The organism is Vibrio xiamenensis, from assembly GCF_900100015.1.
GTDB classification, from domain to species: Bacteria; Pseudomonadota; Gammaproteobacteria; order Enterobacterales; family Vibrionaceae; genus Vibrio; species Vibrio xiamenensis.
Map to the genome: position 1 here is coordinate 38395 of NZ_FNDD01000018.1, position 22733 is coordinate 61127.

The window sequence follows — 22733 nt, forward strand, 5'->3', positions numbered from 1 at the left end:
GAGCTTATGTGGGATTATTCAGAAAAAGTGAAGCAGCACTTCTTTAACCCAAATAACGCAAAGGTGGTCGAAAACGCCAATGCGAAAGGAGACGTAGGGTCAATCAGTTGTGGGGATGCATTGAGCTTAACGCTCAAAGTCGACCCTGATACCGACACCATTTTAGATGCGGGATTTCAAACCTTTGGTTGCGGCAGCGCGATTGCATCATCATCAGCGCTGACTACCATGATCATCGGCAAAACCCTCGATGAAGCGAAAAGCATTACCAACCAAGATATCGCCGATTACCTCGATGGCTTGCCGCCAGAAAAAATGCACTGTTCAGTGATGGGCATGGAAGCACTAGAAGCTGCTATTGCCGATTATCGCGGCGAGACACTCGATGATCACCATGAAGAGGGCGAGCTGATTTGTAAGTGCTTTGCCATCGACGATGTGCTGATTCGTAAAGTGGTGGCGGATAACCATCTCACCAGCTTGGAAGAGGTGATCAACTACACCAAAGCGGGCGGCGGTTGTTCCTCTTGCCATGAAAAAATCGAGTTAGTGCTGGAAGAGTGCTTAGCGGCCAGTGCGCCAAGTAAAGCCAAGGCCAAATCACCCGTTGCCGCACAATCCATTGATGTCACTACCTTACCAACCAGCGGTGCATCCAAAGAGCAGTTTGAACAAGAGCTGGCCATCATCAATGAAGTAATTGAAGCCGCGCGCCCAGCGATTCAAGCCGATGGCGGCGACATTGAGTTGGTCGACTTTGAAAATGACATGCTGTTTGTAACGCTACGCGGCGCATGTACCGGCTGCGGTCTTGCAGGCATGACAGTGCATGGCATCGAAACCAAAGTCAGTATGAAACTCAAACGCTCGATCACTGTGTTCCCAGTGCAAGTGGAAGATAAAACTCAAAAAGAGGGCGCATATCATGTCTAGCTCAACCGCAGAAAGCACCAGCAAATTCGCCTATTTAGACAACAATGCCACCACCCGTATCGACCCGGCGGTTCTTGATGCAATGATTCCTTACTTAGATGAGTTTTACGGTAACCCATCGTCGATTCACCAAGTTGGCGCGCAAGTCGGTAAAGCATTGGAAGTGGCGCGCGAGCAAGTTCAGGCGTTAATCGGCGCCAAATATTCCTCAGAAGTGGTGTTTACTTCATCGGCGACCGAAGCGACCGCGACCGCGATTCTTTCTGCGCTGGAAGCGCAGCCAGAGCGCAAAGAGATCATCACCACAGTGGTGGAACATCCGGCAACGTTGTCGCTGTGCCAATACCTTGAGCGCAAAGGCTACAAAGTGCATTGGATTAGCGTTGACCGCAAAGGTCGCTTGGATCAAAAAGCGTTTGATAAAGCCTTGAGTCACAACGTCGCGGTGATGTCGATCATGTGGGCCAATAACGAAACTGGCACGCTATTCCCCGTCGAAATGCTCGCTCAGCAAGCGCGTCATTACGGGATTCAGGTTCACGTTGATGCGGTGCAAGTGACGGGCAAAGTACCGTACGAAGTTCATCGTAGCTGCATTGATATGTTGTCGCTATCCGGACACAAATTCCATGCGCCGAAAGGGGTTGGCGCCTTGTATTTGCGCCGTGGCACTCGTTTTCGTCCTTTATTACGCGGCGGACACCAAGAACGCGGTCGCCGTGCGGGTACCGAAAATGCGGCTTCAATCATTGGCTTAGGTAAAGCGGCGGAGTTGGCGATGATCTCCATGCGTGAAAATACCGAAACCATTATGACGCTGCGCGATCGGTTGGAAAAAGGTTTGCTGGCTGCGATTCCTAACAGCTTCATCACCGGTGATGTTGATTATCGCGTACCAAACACCACCAATATCGCGGTTGAATTTGTTGAAGGTGAAGCGTTGTTGCTGTTGCTCAACCAATGTGGTGTGGCGGCGTCTTCTGGCTCTGCGTGTACTTCGGGATCATTAGAGCCTTCACACGTGATGCGCGCGATGGACATTCCATTTACCGCCGCGCACGGCACGCTGCGTTTTTCATTGTCGAAATTCACCACGCAAGCGGATGTCGATTTAGTGATAGAGAAATTGCCAGCGATTGTCGAACGGCTACGCACGCTGTCGCCATATTGGAACAATGACACTCAGCAAGGGGATTTGCAGTCCTTTGAACCTGTGTATGGCTAGAGTGATGAGTGATGGCCGGCTAGCCCAGTACTTTTAGCGACAAGCAATTATTTAGCGGAAAGTCAGTATCTAGCGAAAAGTAAGTATCGATAAAAAATCGCCAATAAAGCGAATGGAAGCAATCAATTACCAACAATAACCGCCGCACGGCAACGTCAGATGTTGAGCAGTCAGTGCTTGGGCGAATAAATGGAGGGACGCAACATGGAGCAAGCGTTAATGCAACACGGAAAGTTATCTGACCTACGTGAAGTGGTGATCAACGACACCACACTACGAGATGGTGAGCAAAGCCCAGGCGTGGCGTTTCGCCTTGAGGAGAAGGTGCAACTCGCCCGTGAACTCAGCGCCGCGGGTGTGCAGGAGCTTGAAATCGGCATTGCGGCGATGGGCGAGAGTGAGCGCCAAACCATGCAAGCGATTCGCAGCGCCGTCACCGACAGCCAGTTAATGGGCTGGGCTCGAATGTCGGAAAACGATCTCAAAGCCAGCTTAGGTTTGGGTTTGGATTGGATCAATTTGTCGATTCCCGCCTCTCGTCAGCAACAAATGAGCAAACTTGGGCTTAGCCTTGGTCAAGTGTTGGCGCGCATCGATTATGTGGTGCGCAGCGCAGTGCAACATGGCTTTAAAGTTTCGGTTGGGTTTGAAGACGCCTCACGCGCTGAAATGTCGGACATGCTGTTTATGGCGGATATGGCGCAAATCGCTGGCGCTAAGCGGATGCGCTTTGCCGACACGCTTGGCGTTTTGGACCCGTTTGAAACCTTTAGCCGCGTGCATCACCTCGTCTCACACGCCAGTATTGAATGGGAGATGCACGCGCACAACGACTTAGGGCTGGCTACCGCTAATTCACTGGCGGCGATTCAAGCCGGGGTTCACTCAGTCAATACCACTTTGATCGGCCTTGGCGAACGCGCGGGTAATGCGGCGCTTGAAGAGGTGTGCGTCGCCGCCTCCGTGATGCATCACGCCGATATTCGCGTCGATTTAGCCAAGTTGCCCGCGCTTTGCGAACTGGCTAAAAGCTTTTCTGGACAGCAAGTTGCGGAACATAAGCCGATTGTTGGCGCTAAGGTGTTCTCCCACGAGTCGGGCATCCATGTTGATGGATTATTGAAAGATCCTGCGAATTATCAGGGGTTTGCGCCAGAGCTTGTTGGGCGCCAGCATCAATTGGTGCTTGGTAAACACTCAGGGCGCAAAGCGGTCATGACACTACTCAATCAACGCGGTATGGCGGTGAGTGATGCTCAGCAACCGCATTTTCTCGCCGCGCTGCGGGCTTGGTGTGAAACCAATAAACGTACGCCGTCGGACGCCGAGTTACTGCAACTGCTTCAGCAAGCGCTGGCCGCAGCGTAAGGAGGTCAATATGGACGACATTATTCACCCAGATGACATCGATGATCTGCTGTCCATTGAAGACTTTTTTGACTACTTCGGTGTGGGGTACGACGTTGACATCATGCAAAAGCAGCGCGTGCCATTGCTGCGTTTATTTCAAGCCATGTTGCCCGATGACGAACAAGGGCGCACTTATCGCAGCTATCAGCAAGCTTTAGTCAAAGCCTATTGTGGCGTGGTGAAAGGGGATTCTGTACCTGCGCTTGAGATGCGCTGCGGCGGCTGCCATGAGTGCGAAACCAGCAGTGAAGAGGGAGCGTGTTGTGAGTGAAAGCATTCGTTTTGAAATCGGCGATGAAGTGCGGGTGGTGCGCAATATTCGCAATGACGGCACCGTATTTGGCAAGGAAAAAGGCGATTTACTGATTGATGCTGGCGCAGTGGGTGTGGTGCGCAGCATCGGTTATTTCTTGCAAGATCAGGTGATTTATCAGGTGTATTTCCCCACGCTTGATCGCCAAATCGGGGTGCGCAACAAAGAGGTGATCGACGCCAGTTTGCCTTGGCAGCCCAACCCGTTTTATCGCACCGAACAAGTGGTGCTGACCAAGCACTTGGCCCATCAGGGCGAAGTGTTTGCCCACAAAGGCCAGCAAGCAGAAGTGATCGAATTTGATAGAGATTTAACCACAGGCAAAGTCAAAGTTCAGGTGTTGGTTGATAAGCTTTGGGTGTGGTTGGATTTATCGGCGATTCGTAAAGATGAAGCCGCTAAGGCTTACCAACCAGGAATGCAGTGAGGTGAAGTATGACATCAACATTAAACCGTGAGGACGACTTTACGCTTAAGCGTCAGCAATATCTGCTGATCAAATTGGCGTTGCAGCAGTTTGGCGTCAACCCAGATCAGCTCAGTCGCAGTGAGTACAGCAAAGTGATGGTCGATGCCAAAGCGCTGTCACAAATTCAAACCCTTATCTGCCACAGCGCGGAATCGGCGATTGTGCATATCAGTGAACAAGATGTCGACCAGGCGATCAATAAACTGATGGAGCAGTGCGGCGATGCAGCGCAGTTTCATCTCACCATGAATAAGCACATGTTAACTCGCGCCAGCATCGAAGCGTGTCTGCGCGAAGATTTACTGTGTGAGCAAGTGCTTGAGCGAGTTGCGGCAAATGTACCACCATTGGATTTAACCATGGCGCGTCAGTATTACTACAAGCATTTGGATAAATTTTCCCGTTTACGAATGTGGAAAGTCAGCCATATTCTAATCACCGTCAATAATGACTTTAGCGACAATACTCGCCCGGTGGTGCAAAGCCGAATTAAGAATTTGTACCGCGAGGCCAACGTCGATAATTTCGCGCAGTTGGCGCTGAAAAACTCTGAATGTCCCAGCGCGTTGGAAGGCGGCAATTTAGGTTGGTGTGAGGCGGGCAAATTGTTTGGTGAGATTGAGTCGGTGCTGCAATGGTTGCCGCACAATATCGTCAGCGCGCCCATTGAAACCGAAGCGGGTTTTCACTTGGTGTTGTGCCATGAAGAAAAAGCCGCGCGAGTAGCGAGTTTTGATGAAGCTTTACCTTCCATCGAGCAGTTGCACACCGAACGTGCTCAACGTTATTTGCAAAAGCAGTGGATCGAAAATTTGCGCCGCCGCAGCACTCAAAGTGCGATCAAATAATGGGCGAAAATAGACCAGCAGTCGAATTGGCGTAAACTCGAAGCGCGTCTTCCACGGATAAGGAAGACAAGAGCGCCAAGAGCGCTTGTTCTCGGAGGTACTCTGGTTCGTAGGTGCTTTTGTTCACAGGTATTATTTTTTGGCAGGTACTTTTTTTCGCAGGGACTCTTTTCGCAGGTACTTTTTTCACAGGTACGAGTTACATTTTTGAGCGCTTAATCAATCACATTTTAATCATAAAAGCGTCTCATCACTCAGTGTCGTCAGCACTTCAAATAGGGAAATCGATAATCATAAATTACGCGCTTTGAGCGCTTTTAAGGGTAAAGGAGTACCACATGAATAAAATTGGCGTAGCCATGCTGGCGTGCATCTTAAGTGTTTCTGCGCAGGCAGAAACCATCACCGTCGCCGTTGCGAACAACTTTTTCCAACCGATGAAGACCTTGGTGGCGCAGTACAACAAAAGTCACGATGTCACGATCAATATTTCCACCGGTTCCACTGGGCAACTGGCCGCACAGATCATGAATGGTGCGCCCTTTGACCTGTTTTTTGCCGCCGACCAAGTGCGGCCGAAAATGCTCGCCGATAAGGCCTTTGCCGATGCGCCGACCACGTATGTCCGTGGCGTGTTAGTGCTGTGGTCACCACAAAAAGACTTAGTTGATGACAACGGCAAAGTGCTTAGCTCTGATGGGTATCAACACATTGCGGTTGCCGATCCTAAACTCGCACCTTACGGCTTGGCAGCTCAGCAAGCGATGCAATATTACAAAGTGTATCAGACCGTTGAACCCAAAATTGTGTTCAGCAAAGGGGTAGGCGCAGCCTATCAATTTGTCGATTCTGGCAATGCTGAGCTGGGCTTTTTGGCGTTATCACAAGTGTTTTTAAACGGCGAGGTGAAATCTGGTTCGTACTGGATGGTGCCGCAAGAGAGTTATGCGCCAATTATGCAAGATGCCGTGGTGATTAAAAGTAGCCAGCACAGCGCGGCGGCCAAAGCGTTTCTTGATTACATTCTCTCGTCAGATGGTCAAACCATCACTCACCAGTTTGGCTATTTGCCAGCCAGTGCATCGTCTTAGTGGCGCTGTCATTCGTACATTAGGGAATTTGTACTTATGGTATTGCCAGATTGGACGGTGGTTGGCTTAACCTTGAAGTTGGCGCTGGTGGTCACCTTGTGGCTACTGGTGCTGAGCATTCCTATCGCTTGGTGGTTGTCGCAAACCCGCTCGAAGTGGAAAGGTGCGGTTGCCAGTGTCTTGACGCTGCCTATGGTGCTGCCACCGACCGTGCTGGGGTTCTATTTGTTGCTACTGTTTAGTCCAAATAGCCATTTAGGTCGCGGCTTAAAAGAGCTGGGGATCGATGCCTTGCCGTTTAGCTTTGCAGGCTTAGTCGTGGCGTGCGTGATTCATTCGTTTCCGTTTGTGGTTCAGCCGCTGCGCAATACCTTTGAAGCCCTAGGTAAAGCACCGTTTGAAGCTGCGGCAACCCTGCGCTGCTCGCCGTTTCATGTGTTTTGGGAAGTGGCTTTGCCGCTGGCGTGGCCGGGCATTTTTTCTGCCGCGATCATCGGGTTTTGCCACACCCTCGGTGAGTTTGGCGTTGTGCTGATGATTGGCGGCAATATGCCCGGTAAAACGCGCGTGATGTCGGTTGAGATCTACAACTTAGTGGAAGCGATGGAATACCAGCAGGCGCATGCGATGTCTTTATTACTGCTGGTATTTTCATTTGCCGCTCTGATGGGTGTCCATGGTTTGAATCATCTTCATCAAAGGCGCGACCAACATGATTAACGCTAAATTAAACGCGCACTATGGCGATTATCGCCTGCAGGTCGATTTGTCTTTGCCGACTACCGGCGTAACCGCGCTGTTTGGCCCATCAGGATGTGGCAAAACCACTTGCTTGCGCGCCATTGCCGGGCTAAATCGGTTGCCCAAAAGCCATGTCAGTATTGGCGAAACTCTGTGGCAATCGCACGATGAACGCTACTTTATTCCGCCTTATCAGCGCGATATCGGCTTTGTATTTCAACAGCCAACGCTGTTTTCCCATCTTAATGTCGAGCGCAACTTATTGTTTGGCTACAAGCGTTTAGCGGCGAATAAGCAGCGTATAGAGCAGGGCGTGATATGTGAATTGCTCGGTATTGCCCACTTGCTAAAGCGCCGTGTTGATCATTTGTCGGGCGGTGAAAAGCAGCGTATTGCGATTGCGCGCGCTTTGCTGACATCGCCTAAATTGCTGTTGATGGATGAGCCGTTATCGGCGCTTGACGACAGTCGTAAGCAGGAGATTTTGCCGTATTTGGAGAGCTTAACCCGCGAGCTCAAATTGCCGATACTCTATGTCACTCACAGTGTCAGTGAGGTGGCCAAACTTGCCGATCACTTAGTGGTATTGGAGCATGGGCGGGTGAAACAACAAGGTTTAGTCCGTCATTTATTAAGTGGTTTGATTCACCATGCGGGCGCCCATCAAACCCGCTCCACGGTGCTGGATATGCAAGTGACGGCCAAAGAGCATGATGGCGTAATTGAAGTTGAAAACCGCGATGTCAGTTTGTATCTCACCGACCAGCGCGCCAAGCTTGGCGAACGAGTACGCTGTGAAATTATCGCTTCCGATGTGAGTATTACTCTTGAGCCTTCATTGACCTCATCGATTTTGAATATTTTGCCCGTCACCATTCGTCATATTGACCTGACCTCTCACCCAAGTGATGCGTTGCTTGACTTGATGCTTGCCAACGACGAAACGCTGAAAGCACAAATTACTAAACGTTCAGCAACCTTGCTGGATCTACAACAGGGCATGGGCGTATGGGCACAAATTAAAGCGGTAGCAGTGTGTTAAAAAGGTTTGGATGATGAGGATATTGCTTACCTGCCATAAATTACACGTTCAGAGTGGTGAATTTATAGCAGGTAACTTTTCGAAATTTAGGCTTGTTTTTTGGATCTTAGACTGCGTGGCGTCATTGAGCGCAGTACATTATCGCGACCGAAAAAATGATGTTTCAGAACCGCGAAGATATGCAGTGTAAACAGCACACTGAGTGAAACGCAGGCGGCACGATGGATCACCAAAAAGAACGCATTGATGTCGGGGTTGGAGATCGGGTTGGGAATCTTAAATAGCCAAAAGAAGCTGTAATCTTCCTCAAGCATTAAAAATCCACTGATAAACACTACCGCCATGGTCACATATAGCAGCGAGTGAGACAGTTTGACTGCGGCTTTATGTTTGCGCGACATCGAATCAGGCAGTTGCGGCGGCTGGCGAAAATACTTCCAGACGTAGCGAGCGATGAAAATCAACGCGCCAATGGTTGCCAAAGACATATTCAAAATGGATAAAAAAGAGTGCAGGGGATGGTTGTCTTCGACCAGATGCATGCCAAAACCGGCAATTGAGGCATAGATAATGACCACGGCCATTACCCAGTGAAAAAATTGGCTTAGGGGATCGTAATATTCAGTTTTCATATCATTAGTGCGCCGCATGTCATCATTAAGAATGAATTTTCCTTATAAATTTAGTGGTTATAGTGCAGTATTCGATAAATTGTTTTATTAGCGTAGTGACAGGGTTTGGTTATAGAAATGTCTGGTGTTGCATATAAAGTAAGCTTTGCTCACAAGGAAAACAGCCCAATACGTCCGTGTCTTATTGATGGGAATCGCATAGATAATTCAATCAAATGCTGTTTGCGCTGCGTGTTATGACCTTGGCTTAATCTAGATTAAAGATTGTTGCCTTTAATGCGGTTAATCTTGGCGTTAGATAGACCGCCGTTGTAGAGGATAAGATTTGAGCACGCTATTTGCCCCAACCCGTATTGGAACCATGGCCCTGAAAAACCGTTTCGTGCGTAGCGCGACATGGGAGAACATGGCGACAGACACTGGCCATATGACCGATAAGTTGTACGCGATTTATCAAGAACTCGCGCAAGGTGAGGTGGGGATGATCGTCACCGGATACGCCAATATCGTCGCCGAAGAAAAGCCTAACGCTGGTATGATGGGCATGTATGACGATAGTTTTATTGCAGAATATCAAAAACTTACTGACATGGTGCACCGCTATGATTCCAGCATTGTGATGCAATTGGCCTATGGTGGGACAAAAACGACCTACAATCTTGGCGAGCGCGTTATTTTTGCGCCAAGTGAGGTGCCGGAACGTGGCACGCAAACGCAAGGCCAAGCGATGACGCAGCAAGACATTGATTACATTGTGAATGCTTTTGCCAAAGCCAGTCGCCGCGCGCAGCAAGCCGGTTTTGATGGCGTTGAGATTCATGCCGCGCACACCTATTTGATCAACCAGTTTCTAAGCCCTTATTACAACCAGCGTGACGATAAATATGGCGGCAGCCTAGACAATCGTATGCGTTTTCTACTCGAAATTTATGCCGCGATTCGCGCCGAGGTGGGTTCGGATTTTCCAATTCTGGTTAAATTAACCGCGACGGAGTTTTTTGACGGTGGACTCACGTTTGCACAGACGCGAGTGATTTGTCGCAAGCTAGCGGAAATCGGCGTCGATGCGATTGTGCTGTCGGGTAACATTCACGCTAAGGCCGATACTATGGTGGGTGAAGAACATGACGGTTACACCATTGAACAAGAAGGTTACTTTCATCAATATGGCGATGTGGTTAGCCAAGATATCGACATTCCGGTTATCACCGTTGGCGGCTTAACCGACATCGAAGCGATTGAACGCCTTGCGAGTACAACCAAGATTGAATATTTTGCGCTGTCACGACCGTTATTGTCTGAGCCAAACCTGATTGCGCGCTGGAAATCTGGCGATCGCACGCCAGTGGAATGTGAGCGCTGCTCAAAATGTCGCACTAAGCGTGGCAATTTCTGTGTGACCAACAAGCAGCGTAAAGCGGCGCTTGCGAGTATGTGATTTCGAACCGACTAGGCGATAATCCGTTCTCACAGTGCGCTCTGTAAGCGATGAAATGGTGATGAACTCAGAAAAAACAACCGCAGCGGTGCCATGTTTACTTGAAACCTGGCACCTTTCTGAATCTCAACTTTATCACTGGTTGCTAAAGCAATCCGGCGATGCGGAGCTGAGTTTTGATCTGCTGCAAGAGACCTTTTTGCGCGCTTTGCAGCGCGGTAAAGCGTTTTGCGATATTGAAAATCAGCGCGCTTGGCTGTATCGCGTGGCGTCAAATTTGTTGGTTGATGAGCTGAGAAAACCCACCTTTGTTCCTGTACCCGACGATTTAAGCCTAGCGCCTGAAACTCTGGCGCGTCCTGCTGTCGACAGTTTGGCGCAGTGCTTGCCCAAAGCGCTGCTGCAATTAAGCGTTGCTGAGCGGGAAATTATTCAGCAATGCGATTTAGCTGGCGTGGCGCAGCAGGCTTTCGCCAATACCCACCATTTAACGTTGCCGGCGACCAAGTCGCGCATTCAGCGCGCTCGTAAAAAACTCAAACAGATCTTAAAAACTCAGTGTCATATTCGTTTCGACGAGCAGCAGCGCGTGTGCTGCTTTTATTCCGACACGCTTGATTCAAACTCCTCTATCTCAGTGCCTTAGCGAAATATCTCTCGCAACACCAAAAAATGTGCATCTTTTAGGTGTCGTTCTCGTCTTACTAATATATCGGGATGAATGCGCAGCCGCGGTCTGCACATTAAGGTAAAGGCAAAATCATGTTCGTTATTTTTACTTGGTTGGCAGATTGGCTGACCTATCGAATATTTGCGCTTCCAATGGATTCGAAATTGGCCGATGCGGTGCATTTCTTTATCGAAGATAGCAGTAAGATTATGCTGTTACTGACGGTGATGATCTATGTGATTGCGTTGCTGCGCGCTTCGCTTAATGTCGAAACTGTGCGTGATTATTTAGCCGGCAAAAGGCGCTGGTATGGCTATTTGACCGGCAGCTTTTTTGGCGCCATCACACCATTTTGCTCTTGCTCCAGTATTCCTGTGTTCCTCGGATTTACTTCGGCAGGTATTCCACTGGGTATCACCATGGCGTTTTTGATTACCTCGCCACTGGTCAATGAAGTTGCGGTGTTACTGCTATTTGGCTTGCTGGGCTGGCAATTCACGGTGTTGTATGTCGCGGTCGGGGTAACGATAGGTGTGCTGAGCGGTTGGTGGCTTGACACAATAAGAGCAGAGCGCTGGTTACAACCAGTGGCGGTCAAAGCCACGCAGCTAAGCCAGCAGCGTTCGGTACGCCATGCGTCAAGTCCGCGGTCGGTAAGTCCAGCAACGGTGAGTTTGGCTCAGCGCCATCAATTTGCGCTTGATGAACTGCAAACCATCGTTGGCCGAGTATGGAAATGGGTATTGATTGGGGTTGGTATTGGTGCTGGGTTACATGGTTTTGTGCCTGATGGCTGGTTGCAAGCGCATTTGGGCGCTGGGCAGTGGTGGTCCGTTCCAGCTTCTGTGGTGCTTGGTATTCCACTCTATTCCAATGCAACAGGCGTGATTCCGATAATGGAAAGTCTATTAATCAATGGCTTACCAGTGGGAACGACGTTGGCATTTTGTATGAGTACGGTTGCGGTGAGTATTCCTGAGTTTGTGATGCTAAAACAAGTGATGCAGTGGCGTTTATTGGGGCTGCTACTTGTCATGTTGCTGGTGGCATTTACCTTGGTGGGCTGGATATTCAACGCCTCAATTTGGTCATTTTAGGAGAAGTATTATGAAACATTTCAAAGTATTAGGATCTGGTTGCAGTAACTGCGTTAACACCGCCAAACTGATAGAAACATTAGCTCAGCAATGCGATGTGGAGGTTGACGTCAGCAAAGTCAGCGACATGGAAGCCATTCTGGCGTACAACGTGATGTCGACGCCAGCGGTGGTGATGGATGGGCAGGTGGTTCACTCAGGTTCGGTGCCCAAACCTGAGTTGGTGTTAGCTTGGCTGAAAGAATAAACCCTAAAGTGGGTTAGAAGTCGTAACTTAAGCTTAAGGTGCTGTAGAGCTCGTCGTTGCTCTTGGTGGAGGCTACTTCGGTGTTGTAGATGTATTGTGTGTCGACCACCAGAGCCAGGTTGGTCATCAGGGTGTTTTTCAAAAATGCATCGGCGGTGTATTGAGTATTGGAGTCACCGTATTCGACTTTACCTCCGCCGCCAACCGAAAAGGTTTTACTGAGATTCTTTTCCCCCTTTAAATAGCTCGAAGCGATGATTTCATTGGTCTCTTTACTTGGGTAGTCTTCATCGTTGTCTTGGCGTTTGGTATAGCGATAACCAGGACCAAGGCCAAATTCCAGCTTGGTCTGTTTTTCATCGATGATCTTGTACGCCAAACCTGTGGTTAACGTATAGCTTTGACGATAGGTCTCATATTGGTTGTGTTCGTACTCATTCTCAACGTATCCGGCGATGGCTTTACCTAAGTCATAACTGGCTTTGTAATACAGCGAGTACTTGTTGGTGCCTTCATCTTCATCGGTTGAATCGGTGTAATAGGTATTAAACTTGGCTTCATGTTCCCACTCGCTAGGTTTATAGGTCAACCACAGCGAAGAGTTAAATGACATCGATGTGTTAGTGGTTTTTGAATAAAACAGCCCGACTTTGGTGCCGGTTTTCAACTTATCTTGATCGTCCTTGTCGCCGGATTTAGCACTGCCGGTATCGGCATAAACATAACTGCAACTGAGAGTGGAAAGTAGCGCCGCACTGACGAGATATCTTTTCATATTAATGACTCCTATTTTTGTATTCACCTTAATAAAAAGGTCATATAGGTTGTCAGATGCAAGTAATGCTGAGGTCAATACAAGGTTGGAGATTGATTGGCTAAATTTATGTCTTGAGTGCAAGATTGGCGTGTTGGGTCAATAGGTTAGAGTATGGTAAATGGTAACGCTCGGTTCACCCTAAGGTTAAACCGAGCGTTGCAGCGAATAGAGTTGCATCCAATGACGTTAGTCACTGGTTTCGTCTTGGCCTGGCCCGTCAGTGACGCGCATTGCCACCATCGCCAGAACAAAATAAGCAAATGTCAGCGCCGCAGCGGTAAAAAAATAGTCTTGCTGCATGGTTGGCATAAGTTCAGCAGCGGGTGTGCTGTAGACCAAGCGAAAGGCTAGAGCAATCATAAATACCAAAATACCACCGGCGCCGACTAACAAGATTTTCGCCATTCTTGCGGTATGAGTATCGGTTGGGTCAACGACTTGGTAATCGTCATTTTGCTCTTGCAGTAAGCGCTGACGCTCAAATTCAATCAGTACTTGCTCTCGCTCTGCTTGCAGGGTTTCATCTGCAGGCCATGAATCGCGCGCGCCCATAAAGTGAGCAGCGATCGGGTAGAGCACCAGCGCAATCACGTATTCAGGGACGAAGATAAAATAAAAACTCATGGCATTGCTGGCCATCATTAATACCGCAAACGCCAGCGCGACTCCCCATACTAAGAGCGCGGCAAGGTTGAGTTTTTGCCCAAGGTAGCGAGACCAGTAGCGCGTCATACCCAATTTGGGCAGCAGATAATGCTCAGCGATCGTAATTGCGCCGACGGGAGAGAGTAAAATCGCGCCGTAGACCGTGAGTGGCATGACCGATTGGGCAACAAACGGAAAGCATGCAGCGATGGCAATCACTACACCAATAATGGCGGTAACGCGGCTGCGGGTCATCGATGGCATCAGTGCGCTCGCGGCAAGACCAGCGCGATACAAACACGCATTGGCGGTGGTCCAGCCGGCGCAAATTACTGCGCCAAGGCCGATGTAACCTAAAGTGGCAAATGCCACGTCAGCAGAGTCGAGTGAGATGAGCGAATGGCCGACCAAAACGGCAGCGCCAGCGCCCATTAGACCTGCTGAAATCCAGCCAATGTAGTGACCGAGAAACATTCCGATACCGGAAAACACGCCGTACCACTTACGATGGGCAAAACGGAACGTCGCCATATCAATCAAACCAAGGTGCACCATAGCGCCGTTGGCCCAAGCAAACGCCGCCACTTCCCAAGTGGAAATACCTGGCTCGCCATCTGGAGTTACGCCAGTCCAAATGCTTTGCTTGGCGACATTAAGAAATTCGCTAAAGCTGCTGATGCCCGTTTCGCCGGTGACATGCAGTGCTAAGGTGGGCAGTGCGACCAGGGCGCCGCAGACAAAACAAGTCAACATCCAAGGTGAGCAGATAGTCGCGAAGTTAGCCATCGCCTCAAATCCGCGCGCCGCAACAATTACCACCACAGCTGCGAGCAGTAAAGTGACGATGATAAACGCAATTGAGGTTGGGTAAGCTTCAAGTTGAACCGGTAGGTTGAGCGCGAATCGTACCGCGTAGGCGGAAACGGTAATCATGGCCGCAGCAAGCGAGCCGTAAAACAATAAAATCGCGCTGTTATAAATTTTGCTGAAATAGGGGCCGGTGATCTGTTCTAAATATTTAAATAGTGAACGGCGGGTTTCGACGGCAATCGGGGTGGTGACCAAGGTCCAACTGGCGACGGCCAAAAGGTTACCGATAAGTAAGCCTAGCAATAATTCGGTGGTCCCGACTCCCATGGTAACGAAGGTGACACCGATGACAAACTCGGTTGCTGCGATGTGTTCGCCGCCGAAAAGTCCAGCGAAATAACGCCAGCCGCGCACGTGATGAGCCGCTGGAGGAATGGCGCTACGCAAGTGCCTTCTACGGGCTTTGGGGCTAGGTTGAGCGGTGTGATTTGGTATTGGTTGTTCCATTAACAAAGACTCCAAACATCATTTAGTCGGCAAAAATTTTCGCTCGTTCAGAGAGCGAAATTTACATGTCACTAGGTTGGCTGTACCGGAACGTTGAGGTTCTCCTGAGTGGTTGAGGTTGCGCGAAAAACCCTTTTTTTCGTTGCAACTGCCGACTAAAAATTTATAATTTTTTATTTACCTTAAGGGAATTTTCGTAACAAAACAACCGGACAGCGTATGGCAAGTTTAGTCCTTAATGTTTAGTAAAAGGTAACATTTAGAAAAATGTTGCTGCAAAAGGAGTATGAATTACTGTCTCGATAGTCGGCGTTATATATTCAATGAATAGCTAATAGAGGGAAGGTTTTTACTTGTATTTATGTAGCAGCGACCAGGGAATATGACACAAATAGTGGTTCTCTGGGTGACGGCTTAAATGGTGCTGATGCTCCGCATCGCTAGGCACAAAATTATTGAGTGGCAGCACTTCTAGAGCGATTTTATCGGCATCTTCTCGTGCGCCGATATGGTACTTAGCTGCGTCTAAATGCTGTGAATTTCGGCTATAAATACCCGTTCGATACTTTTCGCCTTGATCTTGACCTTGCTGGTTAATGCTGTATGGGTCGATGATTTCAAACAGATGATCGATCAAGGATTCGACGCTGATAACTTGTGGATCAAACATAATCCGTACACATTCCGCGTAACCATCGTATTCACCTTGAGTGTGATGACTGGTGCCGTTGGCGCGGCCAGCTTCCGTTTCGATAACGCCTGGCACGTATTTAATAAATTCTTGTACGCCCCAGAGGCAGCCGCCGGCGAGAAAAATTTCTTCCATGATGAAGAGCCTGTCAGTCGGTGATGATGGCGCGCAGTGTAACATGAGCGTGTGATGAATGAATCCCGGTTGTGATTTGCTGATGAAGAATTCAGCTCGCAGATTCGCTTATTTGCAATTTGGTGTGATACTCAACAAATCGGCGGGCTTGAGTACTTAAGCCCGCAAACTCGGATTAGTTTTGCTGTTGATTCTCAACTCTTAGCCGAATTCTAATCCTCTCGGTGGGCATTGAAGCGGTAAAAATGCCGCGGTTGAATGATGGCAGTAGATAACTTTTAAAGGAGCCTGTGATGAAACGACTTATTCTCGTCACGTCGCCGCCAGCCAGTGGCAAAACTTACATTTCCAAGCAATTGGCTAAGGCATTAAAGCATGTGGTGTATCTTGATAAAGACACCTTGATTGTGTTGTCACATCAGATTTTCAAAGTGGCCAATCAAGAGGTTAATCGCAGCTCCGATTTCTTTGAAGAGCACATTCGTAATTACGAATACGATGCCACGCTGGCACTGGCGATGGAAGCGTTAGAATACGAAGATACGGTATTGATTAATGCGCCGTTTACTCGTGAAATTCGCGATAGCCAGTACGTTGATAACCTAAAACAGCAGCTACTGGAAAAAGACGCGCGTTTGACCATCGTTTGGGTTGAAACCGATGTCGACGTGGTTAAGCAGCGCATGATCGATCGCAACTCAGACCGCGATACTTGGAAACTGGAACATTGGGACGAGTACATTGCAGGGGTAAATTTTGCGATTCCAGAAAGCCTAGATAATCCAGACATCGTTGACGATCTGCTGGTGTTTCAAAATTCCAGCGATGAAGAGTATCAAGCCTCGATGGCGCGCATTATTCCCATTTTGGAAAACCGCAGCGAATGATGAAGCTGCGCGCTCAGCTACACTGGTAAGCTTTGCACGATGTCTTTATCGTTACGACCAACGGGCCTTATGGCCCGTTTTTATTGTTGGTCACGTTTGCATGCTAATTGTTTGAAAGTGGTCTGAATGCAATGGCTCGCATGGTATCAAGGGTAAAGGTGCTTGGCTATGGGCTATCAATAAAGCACTCTTTAAAGCTGCTGCATTGATTGCAGTTTGGCGCTTTACACACATAATCGCCGCCGCGTTCACACAGCTGTTTGTAGAAGTAACGTTTCCAGCGCATATTGTTGACGTTACCCGCATGCAGGGTCGGAAAATAAAAGCCAATCAAACGTCCGAGCGTTGGCCGTTCATCCAGCCCTAAGCTTTGCCACAAATGGTAAGAGCTCATGCTGGCGTTGGACAAAACCCAAGCCACTTCTTTGTACCAGTTCAGCTCGGTATTGGCGTGATCCATTAATAAGCGAAACAGGTCGTCGCGTTCACTGGCACGTCCGGCGATAAGTTCAGCAAATAGCCGCTGAGTTTGGCTATAAAGCTGTTTTTGCTGAGTGCTAACTTCAAACTCTGCCTCGTTAATCATCTGCGCTTTAAGCTTGGCAAAGGTTTCCGCTTTCAGCCCCATATAAGTGGGCAGGGCAGTGCGCCCAGTGATAAAGCCAGCCAGCAGCGCGCGCCATATCTTCTGCTCTTGCCAGCGGTAGTTATCGATTGGTGTGACGGCCAATTCTGCAATCGGGGTTCCCATAGCATCCTCCTTGAAATAGCTTACTTTTTAAATACCTAGCCTTGAAATGCTTAGTCTTGAAATGATCTGTGCCAGTGCCGGTTTAACCCGCCACTGGCGTTGATTTATCAAATTTTACCGCTACTTATTGAGCTGGGATTCATTGACTTGAGGTTTGCTGCTCAATGAGGCAAAAAATGGTTTCAGTGCCGCCATCGGCGCTAAGCTGCCTTTGGGATTCAGCGGCTTACCTTTGAACAAAATTGCTTCCTCAATAGGGCAAATGCTGGCGCACTGCTTTTGGTCGTGAATCCCTTCACAGCCGTTACAACGTTTAGAATGAATCGCAAACAGTGGCGTTTCATCAACGGTTTTGTAAATCGCTTTGTTCGGGCAAACGCTGTAACAAGCGTGACATCCGGTACACAGGTCAGTAATCGTCATATCCATAGACGCCTCCTTAGCTTGCTTGTTGCTCTGAGCCATTTTGGTCGCTGGCGAGTTTCATCTGCTCATCGGCAATCATGCCAAGCGCTTGCTCAACATGCATGTACGCCAAGTCGACATTGGGTTTGACGCCATGTTCCTCAAGTGCTTTCCACGGCGTGATACCGATGCGCACGCTCAGCACTTCATCACAATCGCTTAAACGCTCAAACAGGGTTTCGCCTTGCTCTTCGCGGCACTCACTTTCGCCATGGCAATATTGTTCGGCTTTGCGATGTTCAACAAAGCGAATGTCGTTGCCTTCGATTTCGTAGACATCAAATCCCGTCGCGTGGCCAAAGTGGGTATCGATGATTTGGCTGCCTTTGGTGGCGACCGCAACGCGATAGCGATCTTCGCTGTTGCCTGCTTTTGAGCTACAACCGCCGCCAGATTCAGTCAGTGTGCCCACCGCATCGGCGCGGCACTGCTGGCAATGGCTCATTTGCGGCATGCTCAGTGATGAAGAGGAGCGCGCGGTTGCGATCTGTTGTTCGTTTGGACCTTTCACGTAGTTCAACCCAAAGAAGGTGCCGTGCTCTGGTTCAGAGATCAGCGGCATGATGTTGTGAAGAAACGCGCCGCGCTGTTTAAGTTCGTGCGACAACTCTGCGATGTGGTGATCATTGACGCCAGGAATCAATACGGTATTGACCTTAACCAACAAGCCAGCGTCACAGGCCATTTTTAATCCGAGCATTTGGCGGTCGAGCAGAATCTGCGCCGCTTCCAAACCGTAATGACGCTGGTGGTTGTAATACACCCAAGGGTAAATGCGCGCGCCAATGTTTGGGTCAACGGCATTAATGGTAATCGTGAGGTGATCCACGTTGGCGTCTTTAAGCTCCTCAACGTAATCGGGTAGCATTAAGCCATTGGTGGAAATACACAGCTTGACGCTCGGGTCGGCCTTTTGCACCATTTTCAGCGTCGCAAAGGTCTGTTTTGGATTGGCGAGCGCATCTCCAGGACCTGCAATTCCGACCACAGTCAGGTTAGGCATGCGCTGTTTAATCGAGTGGAAACGAGCCAAACCAGCAATCGGCTCGAGCAGGTTAGAGACCACCCCAGGGCGCGACTCGTTGCTGCAATCAAATTTGCGGTTGCAATAGTTACACTGAATATTGCACGCCGGCGCGACAGGCAGATGAATACGAGCGTATTGAGCGGCATTTTTCGAATAGCACGGATGATCTTCAATACGTTTTTGAGTATCTCTGCCAATAAAGTGTTTGATTTTATTTTCTGGCTGAGCAGTTTCTATATTCATAGGGCTTCCTTACCAAAGTGACATCACTCCATGCCAGCACTGTTGCAAACCTTATGCCTTGGGATTATTTCGTCTAACACATTGATAATTAATATTATTGAAACTTAAGCCGACAAAATGTAGCTGCCAAAATGACGCTATTGTCACAAAGCCAACAACAGCGCTTGGGTACCGACAATCATGGTTGTCGCAGTGCAATGGTAAATCTTGCCAGGTTTGATGTTTTGATTGGCGAAAGATGGCTTTTCTACCGGCAAAAAATAAGGGTGAGAATACCCTCACCCTTGGTTAAATAGCATTAAAGCTTACAACTGTTTGACTTCGATGTTCATGGTTTGAATCCGATAGGCAATTTGGCGCGGGGTCATATTGAGTAGCCGAGCGGCTTTGGCTTTAACCCAGCCACTTTGCTCTAAGGCTTCAATCACGCGAGCGCGCTCATCTTGGTCGTCCTCAAGGTTTTTGCCGCCATAGCCGTTATTGCGCAGCAGCGGGTTTGGCGACGGCGCTGGAGGCGGCGCATACGACGACATCATCGGCGCTGGCGCTTCACTTGAGTGAATGCCGTTAAACTTAGGTACGCTGGAGAGATGAATCAAATTGGCATCGATAATGCCGTCGGCACTTAAAATCGCCGCCCGTTCAATGGTGTTCTCCAATTCACGCACGTTGCCAGGCCATGAATAGTTCATGATTTTGGTCAGCGCGCTATCTCTAAGTTCTAGGCTGCGGCTTTGTACGCCAGACAGTTTCTCAAGCATGAAAGTAATCAGCTCCGGCACATCTTCCATCCGATCGCGCAGTGGCGGAACCACAATCGGCATCACGTTGAGACGGTAATAAATATCCTCGCGAAAATTTCCCGCCAATACTTCATTTTCAAGCGAACGGTTGGTCGCAGCGATGATTCTTACATCGACCATAATCGGCTCACTACCGCCAACGCGGTCAAAGGTTTTCTCCTGCAAAACCCTTAGCAATTTGGCTTGAAACGCTGGACTGGTTTCACCGATTTCATCAAGGAAAATCGTGCCGCCATTGGCCAGTTCAAAACGGCCTTTACGTTGATTCACTGCGCCGGTAAAGGCACCTTTTTCGTGGCCAAACAGCTCAGACTCCAAAAGATTGTCTGGCAGCGCTGCACAGTTGAGTTTGATGAATGGCCGATTGGCGCGCGGCGAGTTGTAGTGAATCGCGTTGGCGATCACCTCTTTACCAGTGCCGGATTCGCCGCGAATTAAAATCGTTGAATCCCAGCGTGACACCAAACGAATTTGGTCAAAAATTTCGCGCATTGGTTTGGTGTGGCCAACCAAGCATTGAAAGCCATAATCTTTACGCACTTTGCGGCGCAAGCCATCACGTTCATTGACCAGTTTTTTCTTCTCAGACTGAATGTTGTAGGCAAGCTGAATGTTGACAGTAATCAGGTTGGCGATCATCTCCAGAAAGTGGTGCAGGGCGCGCACTTGCGATTCGCTGTGGGTTTCTGGCTGAGCGCACAACGCGCCAATCACTTTTTTGTCGACGCTTTTTAGCGGAACACAAATAAACGGCTTATCGTAGTCGTAGATCTCAAGCTTGTCGGTAAAGCGAATATCGCTGCCAAGGTTCATCAGCACAATCGCATCGCCCTGTTCAAATACCGCGCCGATGATGCCTTCGCCTTGTTTGTAGCTCACGCCTTTACGTTTACGCTCTTCAACGCCTGGCGCGTGAAAGGATTCAACCAACATAATGTCGCGCAGGGGATCTTTAATGGTCAGCACACCACCGTGCAGATGACACTCTTCATGCAAAATTTTCAGCGCCGCCGGAAAGGTGTGGCGGTAATCTAAGCTCTGATTAAGGTGAGTACTTATCTTGTACAAAGTGGCAAGTAAGTTGCCTTCTTTGAGTTGTAAATCGGTTGAGCTATGCATTACTTCACCTCGCTGAGTATCGGTAAAGTTAAGGTGATTTTCGCGCCGCCAAGCACGTGGCTTGAGGTAATTTCAATCACGCCGTGGTGATCATTGATCACCTGTTGAACAATCGACATACCCACCCCACGACAGCCGTTATGGGTGGCCGACTTGGTACTGTAAAACGGTTCGAAAATCTTATTTTTGTCCTCTTCGTGAATGCCGCGACCGCTGTCTTCAATCACGATCATCACTTCATCTTGATTCGACGACGTCGATAAGCGAATCGCGCGTTCGTCCGGATTCGATTTGGCGATTTCATCAATCGCGTTATCCACCAATTGGTTCACCGCCAGCAGCAAGCGTGAAGGAATGGCGTTAATCGACATCAATGTCGCTTCAAGGTTGAGATCACAGCCGATGTAGGTTTTAAGCATGCGGTCGGTTGAAATTGCGCAGGCATCGCGCACCACTTGGTTAATATTGGTGGTTTGATACGGCTCATTTGGCCGCTCAGGAATCGCGTGTTGAATGTATTGCAGCGCATGAAAGCCTTGAGCAATCGCATCGCCCATCATATCAAGGCCAGTACAAGCGTGATTGCGATTACGCAAAATGCCGACTGCCGAATCAATCACGTTAAGCGGCACTTGCAACTGATGAATGGTCGCCATCAGCACTTCTTGCATGCTGTGTACGTGCTTACTTTCGGCGGTGAGTAGCTGAATGGTGCTGATGCGCCTTTCCTCGACAAAGCGTTTTTCTTTGGTGCGATCGTGAATCACGACAATCGCATGAGCGGAGCCGTGGTCTGAGAAAAAGTGCTCAGTTTCGCCATGAGAGAGGGTCAGGGGTTCGACGGCGCATTCAAACCAGCGATATTCACCTTTGTCGCGACACTCGATATCAAAGCGAGCGCGTTGAAAATTAAACGCTGGCGCAGAGCTTGGCAGCGGAACGCCATTGACCACATTGAGGGTGTTTTCTGCGCGCTGATTGGCATTTAATCGACCACGATGGATGCGCTTAGGCAAACGGCGAATCATGGTTTCACTGATGCTTTCGGTTAGTTGTGACATCAGTGATGTGTATAAACTGCCTTCGCCGATCTGCTGTTTTAGGCCACTATTGGTAAACACCACTTCTAGTTTGTCGTTGAGCATCAGAAACGAGACGGGCGCCGCGTTGAGTATGGTCTCAAAAATCGAGTTTTGATTGGAAAGACGCTGGTTGCCAGTGAATTGCTCAGTAACATCTTCATGAATGGCGTAGAAACCTAAATGCTCGCTGCCGGAAATTGGAAACACCGAGAGATCGGCGATGTAGACTTCGCCATTTTTCTTTTTGTTGAGTAAGTTACCGCGCCACTTTTTTCCATTCTTAATCGTTTCCCATAAGTTCTGATAGATCTCTGGTGGGGTGCGGTTGTAGGAGAGGATCGAGCAGTTTTTGCCAAGCAGTTCTGCTTCGCTATAACCGGTTAGGCGAGTAAAGTTTTGATTGAGCGCGCGAATGCAACCTTGCTTATCGGTGACGAGTAGCGCTGAAGGCATCTCTTCGATGATGTCGTTAAGTAGTGCTGGGTGTATCTCGGTTGCTAACCGCTGAAATGCTGAATTTTCCATGAGAACTCCCTGTCTTGGTTCACGAACTGTCCTTTGTTTACTTATTAAGCAGAATTCGTTCCCAATTTTA

At 49.0% G+C, this 22733-nt stretch carries 23 protein-coding genes; 14 read left to right on the forward strand and 9 right to left on the reverse strand.

Annotated elements, in window-relative coordinates; genetic code table 11:
• Positions 1–6 precede the first annotated feature (6 nt).
• From nifU to modC, 9 genes are all read left to right on the forward strand, one after another.
• Positions 7–933, forward strand: coding sequence for a Fe-S cluster assembly protein NifU (gene nifU / locus BLS03_RS14790; protein WP_093275502.1), 927 nt, complete (start codon positions 7–9; stop codon positions 931–933).
• On the forward strand, positions 926–2158 hold the full coding sequence (gene nifS, locus BLS03_RS14795; RefSeq protein ID WP_093275505.1) for a cysteine desulfurase NifS: 1233 nt from the start codon (positions 926–928) through the stop codon (positions 2156–2158). The genes nifU and nifS overlap by 8 nt, the downstream gene beginning before the upstream one ends.
• A gap of 204 nt (positions 2159–2362) precedes the next feature.
• Entirely contained in the window at positions 2363–3526 is a 1164-nt protein-coding gene (nifV, locus tag BLS03_RS14800) for a homocitrate synthase (RefSeq protein WP_218122012.1), read from the forward strand.
• Between the two features lie 10 nt (positions 3527–3536).
• Positions 3537–3839: a nitrogenase-stabilizing/protective protein NifW gene (locus BLS03_RS14805; protein ID WP_176765607.1), complete on the forward strand. Its 303-nt coding sequence runs from the start codon at positions 3537–3539 to the stop codon at positions 3837–3839.
• Positions 3832–4308 (forward strand): nitrogen fixation protein NifZ, encoded by a 477-nt coding sequence (locus BLS03_RS14810; protein ID WP_245696706.1) that lies wholly within the window; start codon positions 3832–3834, stop codon positions 4306–4308. The genes BLS03_RS14805 and BLS03_RS14810 overlap by 8 nt, the downstream gene beginning before the upstream one ends.
• Positions 4309–4316: 8 nt before the next feature.
• Entirely contained in the window at positions 4317–5198 is an 882-nt protein-coding gene (locus BLS03_RS14815) for a peptidylprolyl isomerase (protein WP_093275513.1), read from the forward strand.
• Positions 5199–5536: 338 nt separating this feature from the next.
• Positions 5537–6289 (forward strand): molybdate ABC transporter substrate-binding protein, encoded by a 753-nt coding sequence (modA, locus tag BLS03_RS14820; RefSeq protein WP_093275516.1) that lies wholly within the window; start codon positions 5537–5539, stop codon positions 6287–6289.
• A gap of 36 nt (positions 6290–6325) precedes the next feature.
• Positions 6326–7009, forward strand: coding sequence for a molybdate ABC transporter permease subunit (modB, locus tag BLS03_RS14825; RefSeq protein ID WP_093275519.1), 684 nt, complete (start codon positions 6326–6328; stop codon positions 7007–7009).
• Positions 7002–8072 carry a molybdenum ABC transporter ATP-binding protein gene (gene modC, locus BLS03_RS14830; protein WP_093275520.1) on the forward strand — a complete coding sequence of 357 codons (1071 nt, stop codon included), beginning with the start codon at positions 7002–7004 and terminating at the stop codon, positions 8070–8072. Before modB ends, modC begins: the two co-directional genes overlap by 8 nt.
• An 86-nt stretch (positions 8073–8158) precedes the next feature.
• On the opposite strand, the gene BLS03_RS14835 is transcribed toward modC, so the two are convergent.
• Positions 8159–8704 (reverse strand): cytochrome b, encoded by a 546-nt coding sequence (locus BLS03_RS14835; protein ID WP_093275671.1) that lies wholly within the window; start codon positions 8702–8704, stop codon positions 8159–8161.
• Between the two features lie 325 nt (positions 8705–9029).
• Here BLS03_RS14835 and BLS03_RS14840 point away from each other — a divergent pair, with 325 nt between their 5' ends.
• From BLS03_RS14840 to BLS03_RS14855, 4 genes are all read left to right on the forward strand, one after another.
• Positions 9030–10142 (forward strand): NADH:flavin oxidoreductase, encoded by a 1113-nt coding sequence (locus tag BLS03_RS14840; protein WP_093275523.1) that lies wholly within the window; start codon positions 9030–9032, stop codon positions 10140–10142.
• Between the two features lie 61 nt (positions 10143–10203).
• The gene (locus BLS03_RS14845) at positions 10204–10788 is read left to right on the forward strand and encodes a sigma-70 family RNA polymerase sigma factor (RefSeq protein ID WP_093275673.1); all 585 of its coding nucleotides are present in this window, start codon (positions 10204–10206) and stop codon (positions 10786–10788) included.
• Between the two features lie 116 nt (positions 10789–10904).
• On the forward strand, positions 10905–11909 hold the full coding sequence (locus BLS03_RS14850) for a permease (protein ID WP_093275527.1): 1005 nt from the start codon (positions 10905–10907) through the stop codon (positions 11907–11909).
• Positions 11910–11919: 10 nt separating this feature from the next.
• Positions 11920–12156, forward strand: coding sequence for a thioredoxin family protein (locus tag BLS03_RS14855; protein ID WP_093275529.1), 237 nt, complete (start codon positions 11920–11922; stop codon positions 12154–12156).
• 13 nt (positions 12157–12169) lie between these two features.
• On the opposite strand, the gene BLS03_RS14860 is transcribed toward BLS03_RS14855, so the two are convergent.
• From BLS03_RS14860 to BLS03_RS14870, 3 genes are all read right to left on the reverse strand, one after another.
• Complete coding sequence (locus BLS03_RS14860) at positions 12170–12931, reverse strand: DUF481 domain-containing protein (protein ID WP_093275531.1); 762 nt, start codon at positions 12929–12931, stop codon at positions 12170–12172.
• 228 nt (positions 12932–13159) lie between these two features.
• Entirely contained in the window at positions 13160–14935 is a 1776-nt protein-coding gene (locus BLS03_RS14865) for a purine-cytosine permease family protein (protein WP_093275534.1), read from the reverse strand.
• 349 nt (positions 14936–15284) lie between these two features.
• Complete coding sequence (locus BLS03_RS14870; RefSeq protein WP_093275536.1) at positions 15285–15761, reverse strand: peptide-methionine (S)-S-oxide reductase; 477 nt, start codon at positions 15759–15761, stop codon at positions 15285–15287.
• Positions 15762–16054: 293 nt separating this feature from the next.
• Between BLS03_RS14870 and BLS03_RS14875 the strand changes: the two genes are divergently transcribed.
• Positions 16055–16648: a P-loop nucleotide/nucleoside kinase family protein gene (locus BLS03_RS14875; protein ID WP_093275538.1), complete on the forward strand. Its 594-nt coding sequence runs from the start codon at positions 16055–16057 to the stop codon at positions 16646–16648.
• A gap of 166 nt (positions 16649–16814) precedes the next feature.
• On the opposite strand, the gene BLS03_RS14880 is transcribed toward BLS03_RS14875, so the two are convergent.
• The 5 genes from BLS03_RS14880 to nifL form a co-directional block, all read right to left on the reverse strand.
• Positions 16815–17399 carry a nitrogen fixation protein NifQ gene (locus BLS03_RS14880; protein WP_093275540.1) on the reverse strand — a complete coding sequence of 195 codons (585 nt, stop codon included), beginning with the start codon at positions 17397–17399 and terminating at the stop codon, positions 16815–16817.
• A 120-nt stretch (positions 17400–17519) separates the two neighbouring features.
• A complete protein-coding gene (locus tag BLS03_RS14885) occupies positions 17520–17828 on the reverse strand; it encodes a 4Fe-4S dicluster domain-containing protein (protein WP_093275542.1) in 309 nt (102 codons plus the stop codon).
• 10 nt (positions 17829–17838) lie between these two features.
• Positions 17839–19134, reverse strand: a complete 1296-nt coding sequence (gene nifB, locus BLS03_RS14890; RefSeq protein ID WP_093275544.1) for a nitrogenase cofactor biosynthesis protein NifB — start codon at positions 19132–19134, stop codon at positions 17839–17841.
• Between the two features lie 305 nt (positions 19135–19439).
• Positions 19440–21056 (reverse strand): nif-specific transcriptional activator NifA, encoded by a 1617-nt coding sequence (gene nifA / locus BLS03_RS14895; protein ID WP_093275547.1) that lies wholly within the window; start codon positions 21054–21056, stop codon positions 19440–19442.
• The gene (nifL, locus tag BLS03_RS14900) at positions 21056–22663 is read right to left on the reverse strand and encodes a nitrogen fixation negative regulator NifL (RefSeq protein ID WP_176765608.1); all 1608 of its coding nucleotides are present in this window, start codon (positions 22661–22663) and stop codon (positions 21056–21058) included. Before nifL ends, nifA begins: the two co-directional genes overlap by 1 nt.
• Positions 22664–22733: the final 70 nt, after the last annotated feature.

What these genes read in the sequence shown, in the direction of transcription:
- BLS03_RS14855 (WP_093275529.1), top strand. Translation starts at nt 11,920, where the DNA reads ATGAAACATTTCAAAGTATTAGGATCTGGTTGCAGTAACTGCGTTAAC.
- BLS03_RS14860 (WP_093275531.1), bottom strand. Translation starts at nt 12,931, where the DNA reads ATGAAAAGATATCTCGTCAGTGCGGCGCTACTTTCCACTCTCAGTTGC.
- BLS03_RS14815 (WP_093275513.1), top strand. Translation starts at nt 4,317, where the DNA reads ATGACATCAACATTAAACCGTGAGGACGACTTTACGCTTAAGCGTCAG.
- nifL (WP_176765608.1), bottom strand. Translation starts at nt 22,663, where the DNA reads ATGGAAAATTCAGCATTTCAGCGGTTAGCAACCGAGATACACCCAGCA.
- nifV (WP_218122012.1), top strand. Translation starts at nt 2,363, where the DNA reads ATGGAGCAAGCGTTAATGCAACACGGAAAGTTATCTGACCTACGTGAA.
- BLS03_RS14865 (WP_093275534.1), bottom strand. Translation starts at nt 14,935, where the DNA reads ATGGAACAACCAATACCAAATCACACCGCTCAACCTAGCCCCAAAGCC.
- nifU (WP_093275502.1), top strand. Translation starts at nt 7, where the DNA reads ATGTGGGATTATTCAGAAAAAGTGAAGCAGCACTTCTTTAACCCAAAT.
- nifA (WP_093275547.1), bottom strand. Translation starts at nt 21,056, where the DNA reads ATGCATAGCTCAACCGATTTACAACTCAAAGAAGGCAACTTACTTGCC.
- BLS03_RS14885 (WP_093275542.1), bottom strand. Translation starts at nt 17,828, where the DNA reads ATGGATATGACGATTACTGACCTGTGTACCGGATGTCACGCTTGTTAC.
- modB (WP_093275519.1), top strand. Translation starts at nt 6,326, where the DNA reads ATGGTATTGCCAGATTGGACGGTGGTTGGCTTAACCTTGAAGTTGGCG.
- BLS03_RS14835 (WP_093275671.1), bottom strand. Translation starts at nt 8,704, where the DNA reads ATGAAAACTGAATATTACGATCCCCTAAGCCAATTTTTTCACTGGGTA.
- nifB (WP_093275544.1), bottom strand. Translation starts at nt 19,134, where the DNA reads ATGAATATAGAAACTGCTCAGCCAGAAAATAAAATCAAACACTTTATT.
- BLS03_RS14805 (WP_176765607.1), top strand. Translation starts at nt 3,537, where the DNA reads ATGGACGACATTATTCACCCAGATGACATCGATGATCTGCTGTCCATT.
- BLS03_RS14875 (WP_093275538.1), top strand. Translation starts at nt 16,055, where the DNA reads ATGAAACGACTTATTCTCGTCACGTCGCCGCCAGCCAGTGGCAAAACT.
- BLS03_RS14870 (WP_093275536.1), bottom strand. Translation starts at nt 15,761, where the DNA reads ATGGAAGAAATTTTTCTCGCCGGCGGCTGCCTCTGGGGCGTACAAGAA.
- nifS (WP_093275505.1), top strand. Translation starts at nt 926, where the DNA reads ATGTCTAGCTCAACCGCAGAAAGCACCAGCAAATTCGCCTATTTAGAC.
- BLS03_RS14880 (WP_093275540.1), bottom strand. Translation starts at nt 17,399, where the DNA reads ATGGGAACCCCGATTGCAGAATTGGCCGTCACACCAATCGATAACTAC.
- modA (WP_093275516.1), top strand. Translation starts at nt 5,537, where the DNA reads ATGAATAAAATTGGCGTAGCCATGCTGGCGTGCATCTTAAGTGTTTCT.
- BLS03_RS14850 (WP_093275527.1), top strand. Translation starts at nt 10,905, where the DNA reads ATGTTCGTTATTTTTACTTGGTTGGCAGATTGGCTGACCTATCGAATA.
- BLS03_RS14845 (WP_093275673.1), top strand. Translation starts at nt 10,204, where the DNA reads ATGAACTCAGAAAAAACAACCGCAGCGGTGCCATGTTTACTTGAAACC.
- modC (WP_093275520.1), top strand. Translation starts at nt 7,002, where the DNA reads ATGATTAACGCTAAATTAAACGCGCACTATGGCGATTATCGCCTGCAG.